The organism is Streptomyces sp. NBC_00536, from assembly GCF_036346295.1.
Lineage (GTDB): Bacteria > Actinomycetota > Actinomycetes > Streptomycetales > Streptomycetaceae > Streptomyces.
This window is the reverse complement of sequence record NZ_CP107819.1, coordinates 7,964,769-7,980,608: the sequence shown is the minus strand read 5'-3', so window position 1 is coordinate 7,980,608 and position 15,840 is coordinate 7,964,769. Positions and strand designations below refer to the sequence as shown.

Annotated in this window: 15 protein-coding genes; 7 read left to right on the top strand and 8 right to left on the bottom strand. The window is 73.0% G+C overall.

Features of this window, described 5'->3' with window-relative positions:
• Positions 1–28: 28 nt before the first annotated feature.
• Both OHS33_RS34210 and OHS33_RS34205 read right to left on the bottom strand, forming a co-directional pair.
• Positions 29–892: an alpha/beta fold hydrolase gene (locus OHS33_RS34210; protein ID WP_330334301.1), complete on the bottom strand. Its 864-nt coding sequence runs from the start codon at positions 890–892 to the stop codon at positions 29–31.
• Positions 889–1,515: a TetR/AcrR family transcriptional regulator gene (locus OHS33_RS34205; RefSeq protein WP_330334300.1), complete on the bottom strand. Its 627-nt coding sequence runs from the start codon at positions 1,513–1,515 to the stop codon at positions 889–891. The genes OHS33_RS34210 and OHS33_RS34205 overlap by 4 nt, the downstream gene beginning before the upstream one ends.
• 162 nt (positions 1,516–1,677) lie before the next feature.
• Here OHS33_RS34205 and OHS33_RS34200 point away from each other — a divergent pair, with 162 nt between their 5' ends.
• Positions 1,678–2,511, top strand: a complete 834-nt coding sequence (locus OHS33_RS34200; RefSeq protein WP_330334299.1) for an SDR family oxidoreductase — start codon at positions 1,678–1,680, stop codon at positions 2,509–2,511.
• Positions 2,512–2,715: 204 nt separating this feature from the next.
• Positions 2,716–4,059 carry an AMP-binding protein gene (locus OHS33_RS34195; protein ID WP_330334298.1) on the top strand — a complete coding sequence of 448 codons (1,344 nt, stop codon included), beginning with the start codon at positions 2,716–2,718 and terminating at the stop codon, positions 4,057–4,059.
• 59 nt (positions 4,060–4,118) lie between these two features.
• Here OHS33_RS34195 and OHS33_RS34190 read toward each other — a convergent pair whose 3' ends face one another.
• Genes OHS33_RS34190 through OHS33_RS34180 form a run of 3 tightly spaced genes read right to left on the bottom strand, consistent with a single transcriptional unit; the run spans position 4,119 to position 7,617 of the window.
• Positions 4,119–4,496, bottom strand: coding sequence for a UBP-type zinc finger domain-containing protein (locus OHS33_RS34190; RefSeq protein ID WP_330334297.1), 378 nt, complete (start codon positions 4,494–4,496; stop codon positions 4,119–4,121).
• Positions 4,493–5,944, bottom strand: coding sequence for an ATP-binding protein (locus OHS33_RS34185; protein ID WP_330334296.1), 1,452 nt, complete (start codon positions 5,942–5,944; stop codon positions 4,493–4,495). The genes OHS33_RS34190 and OHS33_RS34185 overlap by 4 nt, the downstream gene beginning before the upstream one ends.
• The gene (locus OHS33_RS34180) at positions 5,941–7,617 is read right to left on the bottom strand and encodes an FAD-dependent oxidoreductase (RefSeq protein WP_330334295.1); all 1,677 of its coding nucleotides are present in this window, start codon (positions 7,615–7,617) and stop codon (positions 5,941–5,943) included. Before OHS33_RS34180 ends, OHS33_RS34185 begins: the two co-directional genes overlap by 4 nt.
• Positions 7,618–7,752: 135 nt before the next feature.
• On the opposite strand from OHS33_RS34180, the gene OHS33_RS34175 reads away from it, so the two are divergent.
• The 3 genes from OHS33_RS34175 (at position 7,753) to OHS33_RS34165 (ending at position 11,021) form a co-directional block, all read left to right on the top strand.
• Positions 7,753–8,238, top strand: coding sequence for a GNAT family N-acetyltransferase (locus OHS33_RS34175; RefSeq protein ID WP_330334294.1), 486 nt, complete (start codon positions 7,753–7,755; stop codon positions 8,236–8,238).
• 111 nt (positions 8,239–8,349) lie between these two features.
• Positions 8,350–9,678 carry an MFS transporter gene (locus OHS33_RS34170; protein ID WP_330334293.1) on the top strand — a complete coding sequence of 443 codons (1,329 nt, stop codon included), beginning with the start codon at positions 8,350–8,352 and terminating at the stop codon, positions 9,676–9,678.
• A gap of 44 nt (positions 9,679–9,722) precedes the next feature.
• On the top strand, positions 9,723–11,021 hold the full coding sequence (locus OHS33_RS34165) for an anhydro-N-acetylmuramic acid kinase (protein WP_330335316.1): 1,299 nt from the start codon (positions 9,723–9,725) through the stop codon (positions 11,019–11,021).
• On the opposite strand, the gene OHS33_RS34160 is transcribed toward OHS33_RS34165, so the two are convergent.
• A complete protein-coding gene (locus tag OHS33_RS34160) occupies positions 10,963–11,793 on the bottom strand; it encodes a TrmB family transcriptional regulator (protein WP_330334292.1) in 831 nt (276 codons plus the stop codon). The genes OHS33_RS34165 and OHS33_RS34160 overlap by 59 nt on opposite strands.
• Positions 11,794–12,164: 371 nt before the next feature.
• Between OHS33_RS34160 and OHS33_RS34155 the strand changes: the two genes are divergently transcribed.
• On the top strand, positions 12,165–14,174 hold the full coding sequence (locus OHS33_RS34155) for a putative Ig domain-containing protein (protein WP_443065386.1): 2,010 nt from the start codon (positions 12,165–12,167) through the stop codon (positions 14,172–14,174).
• Positions 14,175–14,241: 67 nt separating this feature from the next.
• On the opposite strand, the gene OHS33_RS34150 is transcribed toward OHS33_RS34155, so the two are convergent.
• Positions 14,242–14,646, bottom strand: a complete 405-nt coding sequence (locus tag OHS33_RS34150) for a hypothetical protein (RefSeq protein ID WP_330334291.1) — start codon at positions 14,644–14,646, stop codon at positions 14,242–14,244.
• Between the two features lie 124 nt (positions 14,647–14,770).
• On the opposite strand from OHS33_RS34150, the gene OHS33_RS34145 reads away from it, so the two are divergent.
• Complete coding sequence (locus tag OHS33_RS34145) at positions 14,771–15,193, top strand: VOC family protein (RefSeq protein ID WP_443065385.1); 423 nt, start codon at positions 14,771–14,773, stop codon at positions 15,191–15,193.
• Here OHS33_RS34145 and OHS33_RS34140 read toward each other — a convergent pair.
• The gene (locus OHS33_RS34140) at positions 15,186–15,785 is read right to left on the bottom strand and encodes a hypothetical protein (RefSeq protein ID WP_330334290.1); all 600 of its coding nucleotides are present in this window, start codon (positions 15,783–15,785) and stop codon (positions 15,186–15,188) included. The genes OHS33_RS34145 and OHS33_RS34140 overlap by 8 nt on opposite strands.
• Positions 15,786–15,840: the final 55 nt, after the last annotated feature.

Here is a 15,840-nt window from a genome sequence, read left to right as displayed (position 1 = left end):
GGATGGCGTGCCGCGTGAAGGGCCGGCCTCACGCGCGCTCCAGCCCCTCCAGGAACGGGACGACCGCGTCGATGAAGTGGTCGTTGCGGTCCCCCGCGACCATGTGGCCCGCGCCGGCCACATCGACGCGCCGCGCACGGGGAACCTCGGCACAGAACTCGTCGGCGATGTCCTCGCGCACCACGTCGCTGTTCCCGCCGCGGACAAGGAGAATCGGTACGTCGGCACGGCGCGCGGCGTCGAGGAGACGCCCGGCCATCCCGGGCGGGTCCATCCGGCCCTCGAAGCCGGCCGGCATCCGCGGGTCCCAGTGCCAGACCCAGCGGTCACCGTGGCGTCGCAGGTTGTGCCGTATCCCGTCGGGGTGGTGCGGGCGCGGGCGGTCCGGCAGCAGGGCGGACACCGCCGCGGCCGCTTCCCGGACACTGGCGAATCCGTCCGGATGGCGGCGCATGAAGTCCACGATCCGGCGCGCGCCCCCGGGATCCGGGCGATGGGCCACATCGACGAGGACCAGGGCGCGGACCGCCGCCCGGGGTGCCTCGCCCGCGGCGAGCAGCGCGCTCAGGCCTCCGAGCGAGGCGCCGATGAGCACGGGCGGGCCGTCGAGTGCGGTGACGAGCGCCCGGACGTCGGCGGCGAACAGCCCGAGGTCGTAGTCACCCTCGGCCGACCAGTCGCTGGCGCCGTGTCCGCGCAGGTCGGGGGCGATGACCCGCCATCCCCGCGCGGCCAGTCGGGGGCCGGCCCGTTTCCAGGCGCGGCGCGTCTGGCCGCCGCCGTGCAGCAGGAGGAGGGGCGGCGCGGGCGCCTCGCCCCACACGTCCGCCGCGAGCCGGATCCCGCCCTGGCCCGTGAAGGTCCGGGAGTGTGGCTGCGCGTCGGCCTTCATCGCGCGCCCCCTCGGGTGCGCAGCGGCGCGAGCAGTCGGTCGCGGTGGGGGTCGGCGGCCGCGGCCGCGAGCGCGACGTCCAGCGCGAACAGAGCGCGCGCGAGGAAGCGGCCGTCGTCGATCAGCCCGGCGACCCACTGGTGCAGGGCTCCCACGCACGAGGTGGCGACCACCGCGGCCAGCGCGTCCGTGTCGATGTCCTCGCGCAGCAGACCGTGCGCGCGTGCGTGCGCCATGGCCCCCCGGAGCTGGACGAGCGGACCCCGGTCGAACACGAGGCCGCTCTCCTCCCACCCCCGCACCATGCGGCGCGACACGACCGGGTCGTCCACGAACAGCCGGACCGTCGACCCGACGACCTCACGCGGGTCATCGGCATCCAACCCCGCCAGGCGGTCTTCGAGTTGGTCCATGAACCCGGCGGCGAGCGCCTCCCAGATCTTTTCGCGCGGTCCGATCAGGTTGTAGACGGTGGCGGGAGCGACCGCCGCGCGCTCGGCGATCCGCTCGGCGCTCGGCACCGATTCCGGCTCGTCCCGCAGGAGTTCGCGCGTCGCGTCGAGGATCCGGCGCCGCCGCTGGGCCTTGTGCCGCTCGCGCAGCCCGCCTTCGGTCGTCCGCATGCGCGCACCCCTTCGCTGAAACCGCTGACCCGCCGACCCGTTGGGCACCACTGAACTTAGAGAGCTTTCTAATTTTATCAGCCGCACCTCGCCTTGACCTCAAGCTTGATCGAGGTTTTAGCGTGTCCGTCAGTTGATCACCTGACGACGGGAACCACGCTCATGATCCTCGTAACCGGAGCCACCGGAAACATCGGAAGTGCCCTGCTCAAGGAGCTGCACGCGAGCGGCGCCGGGCCGCTCCGGGGGCTCACCCGGGATGCCGCGCGGGCCGGTTTCCCCGCCGGGGTCGAAGCCGTCGAGGGCGACTTCGCCGATGCGGTGTCGATGAAGCACGCACTGGAGGGAGTGCGCTCGCTGTTCCTGGTGTCGCGCCTGGGCTCGGACGCCGACATCCTCGAAGCCGCCGGGCGGGCGGGGGTGGAGCACGTCGTGCTCGTCTCCTCGATCACCGTCCAGACCCACCCGCACCTCGGGCCCGCCGCGGAGAACCTGGCGGTGGAGGAACTGCTCAAGGCGAGCGGCATGGCCTGGACGATCCTGCGGCCGACGCAGTTCGCCTCCAACACCCTGATGTGGGCGGCTTCCGTACGCGGCCACGGGACGGTCCACGCTCCGTACCCGGAGACCGCGCTGCCGACGATCCACCCCGCGGACATCGCCTCGGTGGCACGGGTGGCACTGACCGAACCCGGCCACCGGGGACGTACGTACGCGCTCACCGGTCCTGAGCCGGTGACCGCCCGGCAGCAGGTCGAGGCCATCGCGGTGGCGGTGGGCCGGGAGGTCCCCTTCGCCCCGGTGAGCCGCCGGCAGGCCCACGCGCCGATGGCCGCGGCCTTCGGCGCGGCGGCGGCCGACGCGGTGCTCGACGTGATGGGCGGGGACGTGAACGAGGAGCTGTTGAGGGTCCGTGACACGGTCGAGCGCGTCACCGGCACACCGGGCCGCCCGTTCCGGCAGTGGGCGGCGGAGAACGCCCACGCCTTCCGCTGAGCGTGTCGGTCCGCGTTGGTCTTTTCGCTGAGAGGACCCCGCGTCCATGGTGGGGACAGCGCATTGCGCGGGCGGGTGCGGGCGATTTGGATGGCCAGGGCCACGGCCCGGGTCCTAGGGGGTGTCTGGTGGATCTCCGCGGCGTCGCGGAGATCCACCAGACACCCCCTAGGCCGGGGCTCCCGCACGGCGGACGAGGAAGCGATGGGACCCATGCTCGACGGCTGTACGCCCTGGCCCGAGGAGTTCGTCGACCGCTACTGGGCGGCCGGGCACTGGCGGGGCAATTCGCTGGACAACCTGCTGCGCGGCTGGGCCCTGCAGTACGGGCCGCGGACCGCGCTCGTGCACGACGGCACCCGCATCACCTACGCGGCCCTGAACCGGCGCGTGGGCCGCATGGCCGCCGGATTCCGGCTGCGGGGGCTGCGGCCCGGGCAACGGGTCGTCGTCCAGCTGCCGAACGTGCCCGAGTTCGTGGTCACCGTGTTCGCGCTGATGCGCGCCGGCGCGGTCCCCGTGTTCTGCCCGCTCTCGCACCGCGCCTCCGAGGTGTCCCCCCTCGTGCGGGTCACCCAGGCCGTCGGCTACGTCGGCCCCGCGGCCCACGACGGCTTCGACCACATCGCGATGGCCGCGGAGATCGCGGCCGAAGGGCCGTTCCTGCGGCGGGTGTTCCCGCTGGAGGCGCCGGGCACCTCGTCGCCGTACGGTGGCTTCACGACCGACCCCTCGGGCTGCCACTACTTCCCGCTGGGCTCCCTCGACTCCCCGCCCGACCAGGCGCTCGCGGTGAGCGCCGACCAGGTTGCGTTCTTCCTGCCCTCGGCGGGGGCGGCGGGTGCCGCGGGGGCGCCCGCGCTCGTTCCGCGCACCCACAACGACTACGCCTACCAGGCACGGGCCGCCGCCGAGCGGGTGTCCCTCACCGAGGACGACGTCTACCTGGCAGCGCTGCCCGCCGAGTCCAACTTCGCCTTCGGCTGCCCCGGCATCATCGGCACCCTCTCCGTCGGCGGCACCGTCGTCCTGGCCGAGAGCGCCGACCCCGCCGCATGCCTCGCGGCCGTCGAACGGGAGGGGGTCACCCTCACCTCCCTGCTGCCCGACGACGCGCGGCGCTGGCTCGACGTGCTCCCCACCGTCCGGGCCGACGTGAGCAGTCTGCGTCTCGTACAGGTCGGCGGCGCGCCCCTGGCGCGGGCGACCGCCGAACGGATCGGTCCCGCGCTGGGCTGCCGGCTGCAGCGGGTCTCCGGTACGACGGAGGGGCCGCTCACGCTCACCGGGCCCGGCGATCCGCAGGAGCGGGTGCTCGGCACGCAGGGCCGCCCGCTCTCCCCCGACGACGAGATCCGCATCGTCGACGCCGACGGCAAGGACGTGCCCGACGGGGAGCCCGGTGAACTCCTCGCCCGCGGGCCGTACATCCCGCGCGGCCACTACAAGGCACCCGAGCGCGACGCACGTGCCTTCACCGCGGACGGATACCTCCGCACCGGCAGGCTCGCGCGGCGCACCGCGGACGGCGACCTGGTGGTGACCTGACCGGCCACCTCCGGGGCCGCTTCACGGGCCACTTCACGGTCCGCCCCGTAGGGCACCGTTCAGCGGTGCAGCAGTGCCGCCCAGTCCTGCGGGACCCGGCCGGCCGGGCCCGGCACCGGCTGGTCCACGGGGTGGCCGGCCGGTGGGGCGAGCTCGGGCCCGGACTCGTACAGCTCGTCGCTTCCGTAGTCCCAGAACCAGTCCTCGCCCGGTTCGAAGCTCTGGACCAGCGGGTGGCCGGTGGACTTCCAGTGGGCGGTGGCGTGCTGGGCGGGCGAGGAATCGCAGCAGCCGATGTGGCCGCACTGGGCGCAGCGCCGCAGGTGGAACCACCAGCCGCCCGCCGCGTCGCACGCGGCGCAGCCGGTGCCGGTGGGCGGGGCGCCGGGGTCGATGCCGCTGATTCCGTTGCCGCCGTCGGGGTCTGGATCGGTCATGCGGGCTCCTCCTCGGATTCCGGGACGGTCAGGGGCAGCAGCACCTGGAAACGGGTGTCGCCGGGGACGGACTCGACCTGGAGGCTGCCGTGGTGCTTGCTGACGACGATCCGCCAGGAGATGTCCAGGCCGAGACCGGTGCCCTCGCCCACGGGTTTGGTGGTGAAGAAGGGGTCGAAGATGCGGCTGCGGATGTCCGCCGGGATGCCGGGCCCGGTGTCGCGGAACTCCACCAGTACCCGGTCCCCCTCACGGGCCGTGCGGACGGTCAGTGTGCCGTCGCCTCCGGTGCTCCCGATGGCGAAGACGGCGTTGTCGATGAGGTTGGTCCACACCTGGTTGAGTTCCGCCGGGTAGGCCGGTACGTCCGGTACGGAGCGGTCGTACTCCTTGACCACCCGGACCCGGCGGCCGATCTTGCCGGACAGCATCAGCAGGGTGCTGTCGAGGAGTTCGTGGACGTCGACGACGCGGTGCGGGGCACGGTCGAGCTGCGAGTACTGCTTGGCGGCGTCCACGAGATGGGAGATGCGGGTGGTGGAGTCATCGATCTCGTCCATCAACAGCTCGGTCTCGACCGTGTAGTTGAGCCAGCCGATCGCCCCCGGCAGGATGTCCTCGGCGACGGTGGCCGCGACCTGATCCAGCCAGTCCGTGTCCAGCCCGGCCTGGACGAAGGTCGGCGCGATCCGCCAGCCCTCCTGGATGCCGTGGTCGTCGAGCCAGTCGGCGAGCTGGTCCTCGCGGTCGGAGGCCTCCAGGGGGCTCAACACGGGTGCTTTGGCTACGCGTTCGGCGGTGCGTTCCTGGATCTCGATGAGTTCGGCGAGCGCTTCGCGGGAGTAGGGGCCCTGGGCGATGACGGCCAGCTTGTGCCGCATCTTGCCCACCCGTTCGCGCAGCGTCGCGGTGGCCCGGACGGCCGCCGCGGCCGGGTTGTTGAGTTCGTGGGTGAGCCCGGCGGACAACGAACCGAGGGCGAGGAGCCGTTCGCGCTGTCCGATGGCCTGCTGGGTGCTCCGCGAGCCGAAGAACAGCCCCTCCAGCAGGTGCGCGGCCATCGGGAACCACTCCCGCATGACGTCCGCGAACGACTGCGCCGGCAGGACGAAGAACCGGGTCCGCTCGGTCACCCGCATCGAGTTGTTGTACGTCTGCGGCACCCGGTCGCCCAGGTAGGCCTGCATGGCCCCGGAGTACACCCCGCGCTGCGAGGTGCGGCCGACCTCGACGTCGTCGGCGCCGACCCGGCGGGACAGCACGACGGTGCCCTCGATCATCACGTAGAAGCAGGTCGCGGGATCGCCCTCGGTGTACACCGGTCCCGCGTCGAAGCGTTCCACGTGTCCCTCGGCGCACAGCCGCCCGAGCTGCTCCGGGGTGAGCTTCTCGAACAGGAACAGCGAGGCGATCTCGCCCGGGCTGCACGGCATGGCCTGCCCGCTCATGACTGCTCCAGGTACCGGTGGACGAGCATCACGGCCATGGCTCCCTCTCCGACGGCGGACGCGACGCGCTTGGCGGACTGGGCGCGCGCGTCGCCCGCCACGAACACGCCGGGGATGTTGGTCTCCAGGTGGTAGGGCGGCCGGTCCAGCTCCCACTCCCGGGGCGGCCGCCCGTCCGGCGTGAGGTCCGGGCCGGCCAGGATGAAGCCGTGCTCGTCGCGCAGCACCGTACCGTCCAGCCAGTCGGTCAGCGGGGCCGCGCCGATGAAGACGAACATCCACTGGGTGTCGACGAGTTCGGTCGCTCCGCTGTCCACGTCGCGCAGGGTCAGCTGCTCCAGGTGGCCCTCGCCGTGCGCCGCCTCGACGACGGTCCGGGTCCGCACGGTGATGTTCGGCGCCTCCTCGATCTGCTGGACGAGGTAGTACGACATCGACGCCCTCAGCGACTCCCCGCGCACCAGCAGCGTCACCGACTTCGCCCCCCGCGCCAGGTACATCGCCGCCTGCCCGGCGGAGTTGGCGCCGCCCACGATGTACACGTCCTGCTCCAGGCAGGAGGCCGCCTCGGTGAGCGAGGAGCCGTAGAAGACGCCGCATCCGGTCAGGTCGTCGCAGCCCGGTGCGCGGAGCTGCCGGTACGACACCCCGGTCGCCAGGATGACGCTGTGCGCGGCGATCTTCGAGCCGTCGGAGAAGCGGACCACGCGCGCCGCACCGTTGACCTCCAGCCCGGTGACCTCGCGCGCCGTGAGGATCTCGGCGCCGAACCGGCTCGCCTGGCGGCGGGCGCGGTCGGTGAGCTGTGCGCCGGACACGCCGTCCGGGAAGCCGAGGTAGTTCTCGATGCGGGAGCTCTGCCCGGCCTGTCCCCCGGTCGCCGACCGTTCGATCAGTACCGTACGCAGCCCCTCGGAGGCCCCGTACACGGCGGCGCCGAGCCCGGCCGGGCCGCCGCCGATGACCACGAGGTCGTAGAAGTCCGCGGCGGGGGTCGTCGCGAGCCCGACGTGGGCGGCCAGATCGGCCGCCTCCGGCTCGATCAGTACGGCGCCCTCCGGGGTGATCACCAGGGGCAGCCGCTGCCCGTCGGCGCCGGCCGCCTCCAGCAGCCGCCGCCCTTCCGGCTCATCGGAGGAGTACCAGCGGTACGGCACCTGGTTGCGGGCCAGGAACTCCCGCACGGCGGACGAGCGCGCCGACCACCGGTGCCCGACGACCTTGGTGGCGGGTACCGGCCGGTAGTCGCTGGCGCGCCAGGCGGAGAGGAGGTCGTCGAGGACCGGGTAGAGCTTCTCCTCCGGCGGGTCCCAGGGCTTGAGCAGGTAGTGGTCCAGGTCCACGACGTTGATCGCGTCGATCGCCGCGTTGGTGTCGGCGTAGGCGGTCAGGAGCACGCGCCGGGCCCCCGGGTACACGGTCAGGGCCTGTTCGAGGAACTCGATGCCGTTCATCTGCGGCATGCGGTAATCGGCCAGGATGACGGCCACCAGGTCGCCCCGCAGCTTCAGCTCGCGCAGCGCCTCCAGAGCCGATTCCCCGGACTCGGCGCGGACGATCCGGTACCCGGCGCCATAGCGTCGTCGCAGGTCACGGGCGACGGCGCGGGACACCCCCGGGTCGTCGTCCACGGTCAGGATGACGGTCCGCGCTGTCTCGGTGGCCTCTGTCATGCGTCTCCCGCCGCGAGCGGTCCGGCCGGGGCCGGGCTGGCCGGAACCGGCCCCCGCGCCGGTTCCCGTCCATCGTATGTTCGATCCCCCGGGTTCGCTCCGGGACGCCTTGATCCATTGGCTTACGGTTTCCCCATGACGAGTACGCTCCGGCTGGCACCGGTCACAGCCGCCACCTTCGACGCCGCGATCGCCCTGAAGGTCCGCCCCGACCAGGAACACCTGGTCGCGCCCGTGGTGAAATCCCTCGCCGAGGCCTACGTGCACCCCGGCACGGCCTGGCCCCGGCTGATCTTCGACGGCGACCGGCTGGTCGGATTCCTGATGGCGTTCCTCGACATCGACTTCGCGGGCGACGGCAGCGGCACCGACATCCGCTCGGGCCTGTGGCACCTCAACATCGCGGCCGGCGAACAGGGCCGCGGTTACGGCCGCTTCGCGGTCGAGTCCGTCGCCGCCGAGATCCGCCGCCGCGGCGGCACCCGTCTCACCACGACCTGGCACCCGGGCGAGGACGGCCCCGAAGCCTTCTACCTGGGGCTCGGATTCCGGCCGACGGGAGAGACGAGCGGGGACCAGACGGTCGGCGAGCTGCTGCTGGAGCGGAACGCGGACCGGTAGCCCGAGGCGCCGGAAAGGACGGGGCGAGCGTCCGATGGGGGCCCGCCGGGGGCGTACGGCAGATGGGGGACGGTACTTGTGGAGCGGCGTGCCGGTCAGCACGCTTGCCGCATGACCGCACCCGTCCCCGCCCCCGCTCCGGTACGGGCTTCCGCGAGCGCCGGGCGTCCGGCCGGTGCGCGCCGGGCGCTGGTGGCGGGGTCCGTCGGCAACTTCATCGAGTGGTACGAGTTCGGCGTCTACGGCTGTTTCGCCACGGTCATCGCGGCCCACTTCTTCACCCCCGACGGCGGCAGCGCGGCGCAGGGGCTGGTCAAGGCGTACGCGTCGTTCGCCCTCGCGTTCTTCTTCCGGCCCGTCGGCGCGGCGGTGTTCGGACGGCTCGGGGACCGGATCGGCCGCCGCCCCACCCTCATCCTGGTCGTCTCCCTGATGACCGGCGCCACGACGCTGATCGGCGCGCTGCCGACCTACGCCGCCGTCGGCGCGGCCGCACCGTGGCTGCTGACGCTCCTGCGCGTCGTACAAGGGCTGTCGGCGGGCGGGGAGTTCGGCGGAGCGGTGTCGGTCATGACGGAATGCGCACCGCCGGGGCGCCGGGGACTGTACGGGGCGTGGCAGTCGTTCACGGTGGCGCTCGGCCTGCTCGCGGGCGCGGCCGTCGCCGCGCTCCTGGCGACCGTGCTCACCGCGTCGCAGCTGCACGACTGGGGGTGGCGGGTGCCCTTCCTGCTGACGCTGCCGCTCGGGTTCGTCGCGCTGCGGCTGCGGCTGCGGCTGGACGAGACGCCCGCCTTCGCGTCGGCCGCCCCCCAGCGGGGCGGACCCGTGCGGCGGCCGCCCGCCCGGGAGACGGTGCGGGCCGTGGTGCTGGGCGCCGGGCGGGTGATGGGGTGGTCCGCGGCCGGGTACACCTTCCTGGTGGTGCTGCCCTCGTACCTCCAGAGCACGCTGCACACGACGTTCCGGCAGGCACTGGTCGCCACGGTCCTCGCCAACCTCGGCTTCGCGGCCGCGATCCTGCCCGCGGGCCTGGTCAGCGACCGGATCGGGCGGCGCACGGTCATGCTGGCCGGGGCGCTGCTGGTGGCCGTGCTCGCGCTGCCGCTGCTGCACCTGGTACGCGACCCCGGCACGGCGGCGTACGCGAAGGGGGCGGCGCTGGCCGGTGCGGGGGCGGCGGTCGGGCTGATGGCGGGGCCGGGGCCCGCGATGCTGGCCGAGATGTTCCCGACGTCGGTGCGCTACACGGGGCTCGGGCTGGCCTACGCGCTGTCCAACGCCGTGTTCTCGGGCTGCGCGGGGCTGATCATCACCGAGGTCGTCGACCGCACGGGGGACCCCGACGTACCGGCGTACTACGCGGCGGCGGCCTGCGCGGTCAGCGCGGTCGCGCTGCGGACGCTGCGCGGCGACGACCACGCGCGGGCGCTGCGATGAGCGGTCCGCGCACGACCGCCGGGAACGCGGGCAACGCGGGCAGCCTGCGGGTGATCGGGCTCATGTCCGGTACGTCGTACGACGCCATCGACGCGGCCGCCGCCGATCTCACCCTGGACGGGGACACGCTCGTCCTCACCCCCCTGGGCATGATCAGTGCGGGCTACGACGAGGAACTGCGGGAGGCCCTGGCCTCGGCCCTGCCGCCCGCCCGGACGGATCTGGCCGCGGTGTGCCGGCTCGACACCCGCATCGGGCAGGCCTTCGCCGCCGCGGCCGTCCGCGCCGACCGTGAACTCTGCGACGGGCGAGCGGAGTTGATCGCTTCGCACGGCCAGACCGTCTACCACTGGGCCGGGGCCGGCCAGGTCCACGGCACGCTCCAGATCGGCGAACCCGCCTGGATCGCCGAGGCGACCGGGCGTCCCGTCGTCTCGGGCTTCCGTACGCGCGACGTGGCCGCCGGGGGCCAGGGCGCGCCCCTGGTGAGCGTCGTGGACGTCATGTGGCTGCGGGGGCGTGCGGGAGTGCCGGTGGCGCTCAACCTGGGCGGGATCGGGAACGTAACGGTGGTGGCGGATATGGCGGGTGGCCCGCCGCTCGCCTTCGACACCGGGCCCGCGAACGCCCTGATCGACGCGGCGGTACGGGAGTTGGCCGCCCACGACGGCGCGGGCGGGGCGCCCTCCATGGACGTGGACGGCGCGCTCGCTGCCCGGGGGCACGTCCATCCGGCGTTGCTGCGGCGGCTGTTGGACGAGCCGTACTACGCGCTGCCCGCGCCGAAGACGACGGGCAAGGAGCTGTTCCACCTCCCCCATCTGCGGGCCGCGCTGGACTCCTTCGGGCCGCTGCCCGTCGAGGACGTCATCGCCACGCTGACCCGCCTCACGGCGCGGACCGTCGCCGACGCCGTCCGGCCGTTCGGGGCGACGGAGGTGATCGCGTCCGGCGGGGGGACCCGCAACCCGGTGCTGATGGAGTGGCTGCGGGAGGAACTGGGCACAACCAGGTCCGGGGAGGGGGAAGTGCGCGTCCCGTTGCGGACGTCGGACGAACTCGGGCTGCCGTCGGGCGCGAAGGAGGCGTACGCCTTCGCCGTGCTGGGCTGGCTCACCGCGCACGGCCTCCCCGGCACCGTCCCTTCCTGCACCGGCGCCCGGCACGCGAGCGTCCTGGGTTCGATCACGCCCGGCGGCCCCGGCCTGCGCCTGCCGGACCCCCTTCCGGTGGCGCCCACCCGCCTCGGTGTCCGCACCGCGGGCACCCCTCCCCGGGGCCTTCTCAGCCGCGGTCCGGTTCCCCCAGGTCGGCCACCGTCTCGGCCTGGTCCCAGACCGTGAGGAACGACAGCCTCAAACAGCCCGCGAGCGCCGGGTGTTCGATGAACAGGGCGGTGGTGGCGCCGGTGCCCGCCATGGGGTCGGGCATGTCGCACAGGACCAGCGAGGCGTCGGCGATGATCAGCTTCAGCGGAAGCCGCGGGGCGAAGCGGGCCTCCTCGCCCGCGTCGCCGAAGCGCCGTACGTTCTCCAGCACGTCGGCGTCGTCGAGCGCGTCGTGCGTGTACACCGCGCGGGCCGTGCCCCCGGCGCGGCGCAGCCTGCGGACGGCCCTGATCCCCTCCGTGTTGGCCGCCGGGGCCACGAAGGGGGGTTTGCAGAAACTGAGGAGTTCGTGCGCCGCCTGCTCCTGGATGCGCGCGAACCGTTCGGCGATCGCCTTGGGGTCGCGCAGCACCTCGATGTAGTCGAGCGGGTCGGTGTGGGTCTGCCCGGCGGTCCACACGGGGGTCAGCGCCGCGGTGAGGGTGAGCGAGGCCTGATCCAGCCGTTCCAGCGACTCCCGTTGAAGGGCCATCAGCCGGGTCAGCGCGAGTTCGGGTGAGACCGCGGAGAAGGCGGCCACGCGTCCGGGGCGCGGGATGGCCAGTCGCCTGCGCACGAGCGCGTCCAGTACGTCATAGACCCGCTGGCGGGGGACGTGGGCGGCGCGCGCCGCCTCCGCCGCGGTGTACGACTCCCGCTTGACCAGCGCGAGGTAGACCCGGGCCTCGTAGCGCGAAAGCCCCAGCGCCACAAGGTCGTTGACCGCACCGTCGTCCGACGACTCCATGGCAGGACACGCTATACCCGGAGATCACTGACCGAAAGCAATCCTTTGCCCTCGACGGGTATTCCCTTGGCCTGGTTCTCACTACGTTCGTCGGTGGCCACCACTGAACGTGGTGACAGTCCGTCCGAAGTCCGTCGGCGCGGCCGGATCCCCATCCGGCCGCGGACCGCCTGCGGACCCGCAGCGGACCTGCCGTGCACCATCGGCACCATGTGCACCATCCGCACCAATGAACACGTGCCACTCGTAGCCCCGCGGCGCCGCCCCCCACCCCGTACGCAGGCATGTCATGCACCTGCCACAACAATCGCTCCACCGGGCGGGCGGCCCATCCCACCGCGAGGATCCGACCCCCCATGGAGGGCAGTTCATTGCAAACGAAACCCGCGGGCCGCGCCAGAAGACTGACGCGCCGTGCCACCACCGCGGCCCTCTCGGCCGCGGCCCTCATATCCGGCGGCCTGATCGCGCTCGCCGCCCCGTCGTCAGCGGCCCCCGCCGCCCCCGCGACGCCCACGGCCACCACCGTGCACACCCAGCGGCTCTGCTCCGAGCCCACGCGGCCCGGCTTCATGGCCTGCCACGCGCTGGCCCGCACCGACGTCAAACAACAGCCGAGCCTGGCACCGAACATCGTGCCGTCCGGCTACGGCCCCACCGACCTGCAGGGCGCCTACGCCCTGCCCGCCTCCGCCGGAGCGGGCGCGACCGTCGCCATCATCGACGCCTACGACGACCCGAACGCCGAGGCCGACCTGGCGACGTACCGCTCCCAGTACGGCCTGCCCGCCTGCACCACGGCCAACGGCTGCTTCCGCAAGGCCGACCAGAACGGCGGCACCAGCTACCCGACCGCCGACTCCGGTTGGGCGGGCGAGATCTCCCTCGACCTGGACATGGTCAGCGCGGTCTGCCCGCAGTGCCACATCCTGCTCGTCGAAGCGAACCAGCCGTCCATGGCCGACCTGGGCACCGCCGTCAACCGCGCGGTGACCATGGGGGCGAAGTACGTGTCCAACAGCTACGGCGGTGGCGAGGACTCCACCGACGCCGCCTCCGACGCCTCGTACTTCAACCACCCCGGCGTCGCGATCACCGTCAGCTCCGGTGACAGCGGCTACGGAGTCGAATACCCGGCGGCCTCCCAGTACGTCACCTCCGTGGGCGGTACGTCGCTGACCCGCGCCGGTGGCACCACGCGCGGCTGGTCCGAATCCGTCTGGGGCAGCAGCTCCGGCGGCAACGGCGCCGGATCCGGCTGCTCCGCGTACACCACCAAGCCGTCCTGGCAAAGCGACAGCGGCTGCGCCAAGCGCACGGTGTCCGACGTCTCCGCGGTCGCCGACCCGGCCACCGGCCTCGCCGTCTACGACAGCTACCAGGCGAGCGGCTGGAACGTCTACGGCGGCACCAGCGCCTCGGCGCCGATCATCGCCTCCGTCTACGCCCTGGCCGGAACTCCGGGCGCGGGCAGCTACCCGTCGTCCTACCCCTACTCCCACGCCTCGTCGCTCAACGACGTGACCAGCGGCGCCAACGGCTCGTGCTCCGGCAGCTACCTCTGCACCGCCAAGTCCGGCTACGACGGCCCGACCGGACTCGGCACCCCCAACGGGGTCGCCGCCTTCACGGGCGGTTCCACCGGCGGGAACACCGTCAGCGTGACCAACCCCGGCAGCCGGACCAGCACCGTCAACACGGCCGCCTCCCTGCAGATCCAGGCCACCGACTCGGCCAGCGGCCAGACCCTCACCTACAGCGCCACCGGCCTGCCGCCGGGCCTGTCGATCAACGCCTCGACCGGCCTGATCAGCGGCACCCCGACCACCACGGGCAGCTACAACGTGACGGTCACCGCCAAGGACACCACCAACGCCTCGGGCAGCACCTCCTTCACCTGGACCGTCTCCCCGGCCGGCAGCGGCTGCCCGCCGGTCCAGCTCCTCGGCAACCCCGGCTTCGAGACCGGCAGCCCCGCCCCCTGGACCGCCAGCTCCGGCGTGGTCGACAACGGCAGCGGCGAGGCGGCCCACGCCGGTTCGTGGAAGGCGTGGCTCGACGGATACGGCTCCACGCACACCGACTCGCTCACCCAGTCCGTGACCATCCCCGCCGGATGCCACGCCACGCTCAGCTACTTCCTGCACATCGACACGGCGGAGACGACCACGACGACCGCCTACGACAAACTGACCGTCCAGGCCAACTCCACCACCCTGGCGAGCTACTCCAACCTCAACAAGAACACCGGCTACGCGCAGAAGTCCTTCGACCTGTCCTCCTTCGCGGGGCAGACGGTGACGATCAAGTTCAGCGGCACCGAGGACCCCAGCCTGCAGACGTCGTTCGTGATCGACGACACGGCGGTCAGCATCAGCTGACCCTGGTCACCTGAAGGACGGGCCCGGACCGCTGACATCGGTCCGGGCCCGTCCGCGCGCGAGGCGGTCAGCGGACCACCACGGTCACCCGCCAGGCCGCCATCGCCAGACAGCCCATCGTGGCGGGCCGGGTCGGCTGCGGACAGCGCCGGAGTACGGACGTCAGGAGGACCGTACCGGCCGACTCCGCCCGGAAGACGTGGTCAGCGACCTCGGCCAGGCCCGCACCGGTCACGGTCACCGGCGGCGCGGGGTCTCCGGGCAGCGTCACCCGGACCGTGCCGTGCCGGTCCAGACAGATCCGGCGGCCGTCGTCCGCCGCGGTAACGCTCACCTCGCCGCCGGCCGCTGTCGCTCCGTTCGCGCAGCCGGTCGCGGTGGACGCCGGTTCCGGGTGGCCCGGGCCGCACCCGGAAGCGCACAGCAGCGCCACGAGAACCGCTCCGGCTCCGGTCAGGATTCGCGCACGCATCCCGTGACCTCCTCACACCACCGATCCTCCGGCGGCCGTCCATGGGACGCGGCCCACACCATCCCGGTTCCCCTCACGGCCCGTATAGGCTGCCGCGGAACCCTCCCCGAGGAGCACGCCCGCCGTGACGGACCACCCGATCACCCCGATCACCCCCGTGACCGGCACGCTCCACCACATCGAGATCTGGGTCCCCGACCTCGACCGCGCGGTCAGCGACTGGCAGTGGCTCCTCGAAGACCTCGGATACACCCTCCACCAGAGCTGGGACCACGGACGCAGCTGGCGACTCGGCCCCACCTACCTCGTGTTCGAGCAGTCCCCCGCCCTCACCGGCGGCCGCCACGACCGGTGCGCGCCCGGGCTGAACCACCTCGCGTTCCACGTCGACACCCCGGACCGCGTCGACCGGCTCACGGCGAAGGCCCTGGAGCACGGCTGGACCCTCCTCTTCCCGGACCGCCACCCCCACGCCGGCGGAGCCCACCAGCACGCCGCCTACCTCGCGTCCGCGGACGGCTTCGAAGTCGAACTCGTCGTCAGCTGACGGTCTGGTCCCCGTCCGGTACGTCCTCGACCGTGACCAGGGCGCGGGGCAGCCCGAGCCCCGTCGACACCGCCCCGGCAAGGCCCTCGGGGTCCTGGCCCGTCGGGAACGGAACCTGTTCGTCGTCTCCGTACGCCTCTATCGCCTTCACGAAATAGCCCGGATGCCAGGCGCCGACGGCCCCCTTGACCTGGACCGCCGTCACGGGACGGTCGCCGACGAGGGTCCTGAGGGCGGCCAGGACCTCATCGGACCGCAGCTCACCCGGCACCTGGAACAGGCTCGCGTGCGCGCCGACCAGACCGCCGTCCGCCAGCCGGACGGTCACGGTCAGGCAGCTGGTCACGCTCGGATACGTGATCACTCCCCCGGGCCCGACCTCCTTGACCTGCCCTTCCGTGACCGTCACCCGATCGGGCAGCGCCACCGCGCGCGCCGCGGCCGGTCCCGCGTGGGCGGGCCCGTACGCCTGGGCCACGGGGCTCAGCCCGAGTTGCAGCGCGAGCAGCGTCACGGGCAGGGCCAGGCCGCACACCGCGGCGGCCCTGCGGCGTGACGTCCGGCGTGCGGGGTGGAACGACTGGGATGACACGATCTGTCTCCTTCGGATGATGCGGGGATGGGGATGCCGGGATGGGGATGCCGTG

What these genes read in the sequence shown, in the direction of transcription:
- OHS33_RS34210 (WP_330334301.1), bottom strand. Translation starts at nt 892, where the DNA reads ATGAAGGCCGACGCGCAGCCACACTCCCGGACCTTCACGGGCCAGGGC.
- OHS33_RS34205 (WP_330334300.1), bottom strand. Translation starts at nt 1,515, where the DNA reads ATGCGGACGACCGAAGGCGGGCTGCGCGAGCGGCACAAGGCCCAGCGG.
- OHS33_RS34200 (WP_330334299.1), top strand. Translation starts at nt 1,678, where the DNA reads ATGATCCTCGTAACCGGAGCCACCGGAAACATCGGAAGTGCCCTGCTC.
- OHS33_RS34195 (WP_330334298.1), top strand. Translation starts at nt 2,716, where the DNA reads ATGGGACCCATGCTCGACGGCTGTACGCCCTGGCCCGAGGAGTTCGTC.
- OHS33_RS34190 (WP_330334297.1), bottom strand. Translation starts at nt 4,496, where the DNA reads ATGACCGATCCAGACCCCGACGGCGGCAACGGAATCAGCGGCATCGAC.
- OHS33_RS34185 (WP_330334296.1), bottom strand. Translation starts at nt 5,944, where the DNA reads ATGAGCGGGCAGGCCATGCCGTGCAGCCCGGGCGAGATCGCCTCGCTG.
- OHS33_RS34180 (WP_330334295.1), bottom strand. Translation starts at nt 7,617, where the DNA reads ATGACAGAGGCCACCGAGACAGCGCGGACCGTCATCCTGACCGTGGAC.
- OHS33_RS34175 (WP_330334294.1), top strand. Translation starts at nt 7,753, where the DNA reads ATGACGAGTACGCTCCGGCTGGCACCGGTCACAGCCGCCACCTTCGAC.
- OHS33_RS34170 (WP_330334293.1), top strand. Translation starts at nt 8,350, where the DNA reads ATGACCGCACCCGTCCCCGCCCCCGCTCCGGTACGGGCTTCCGCGAGC.
- OHS33_RS34160 (WP_330334292.1), bottom strand. Translation starts at nt 11,793, where the DNA reads ATGGAGTCGTCGGACGACGGTGCGGTCAACGACCTTGTGGCGCTGGGG.
- OHS33_RS34150 (WP_330334291.1), bottom strand. Translation starts at nt 14,646, where the DNA reads ATGCGTGCGCGAATCCTGACCGGAGCCGGAGCGGTTCTCGTGGCGCTG.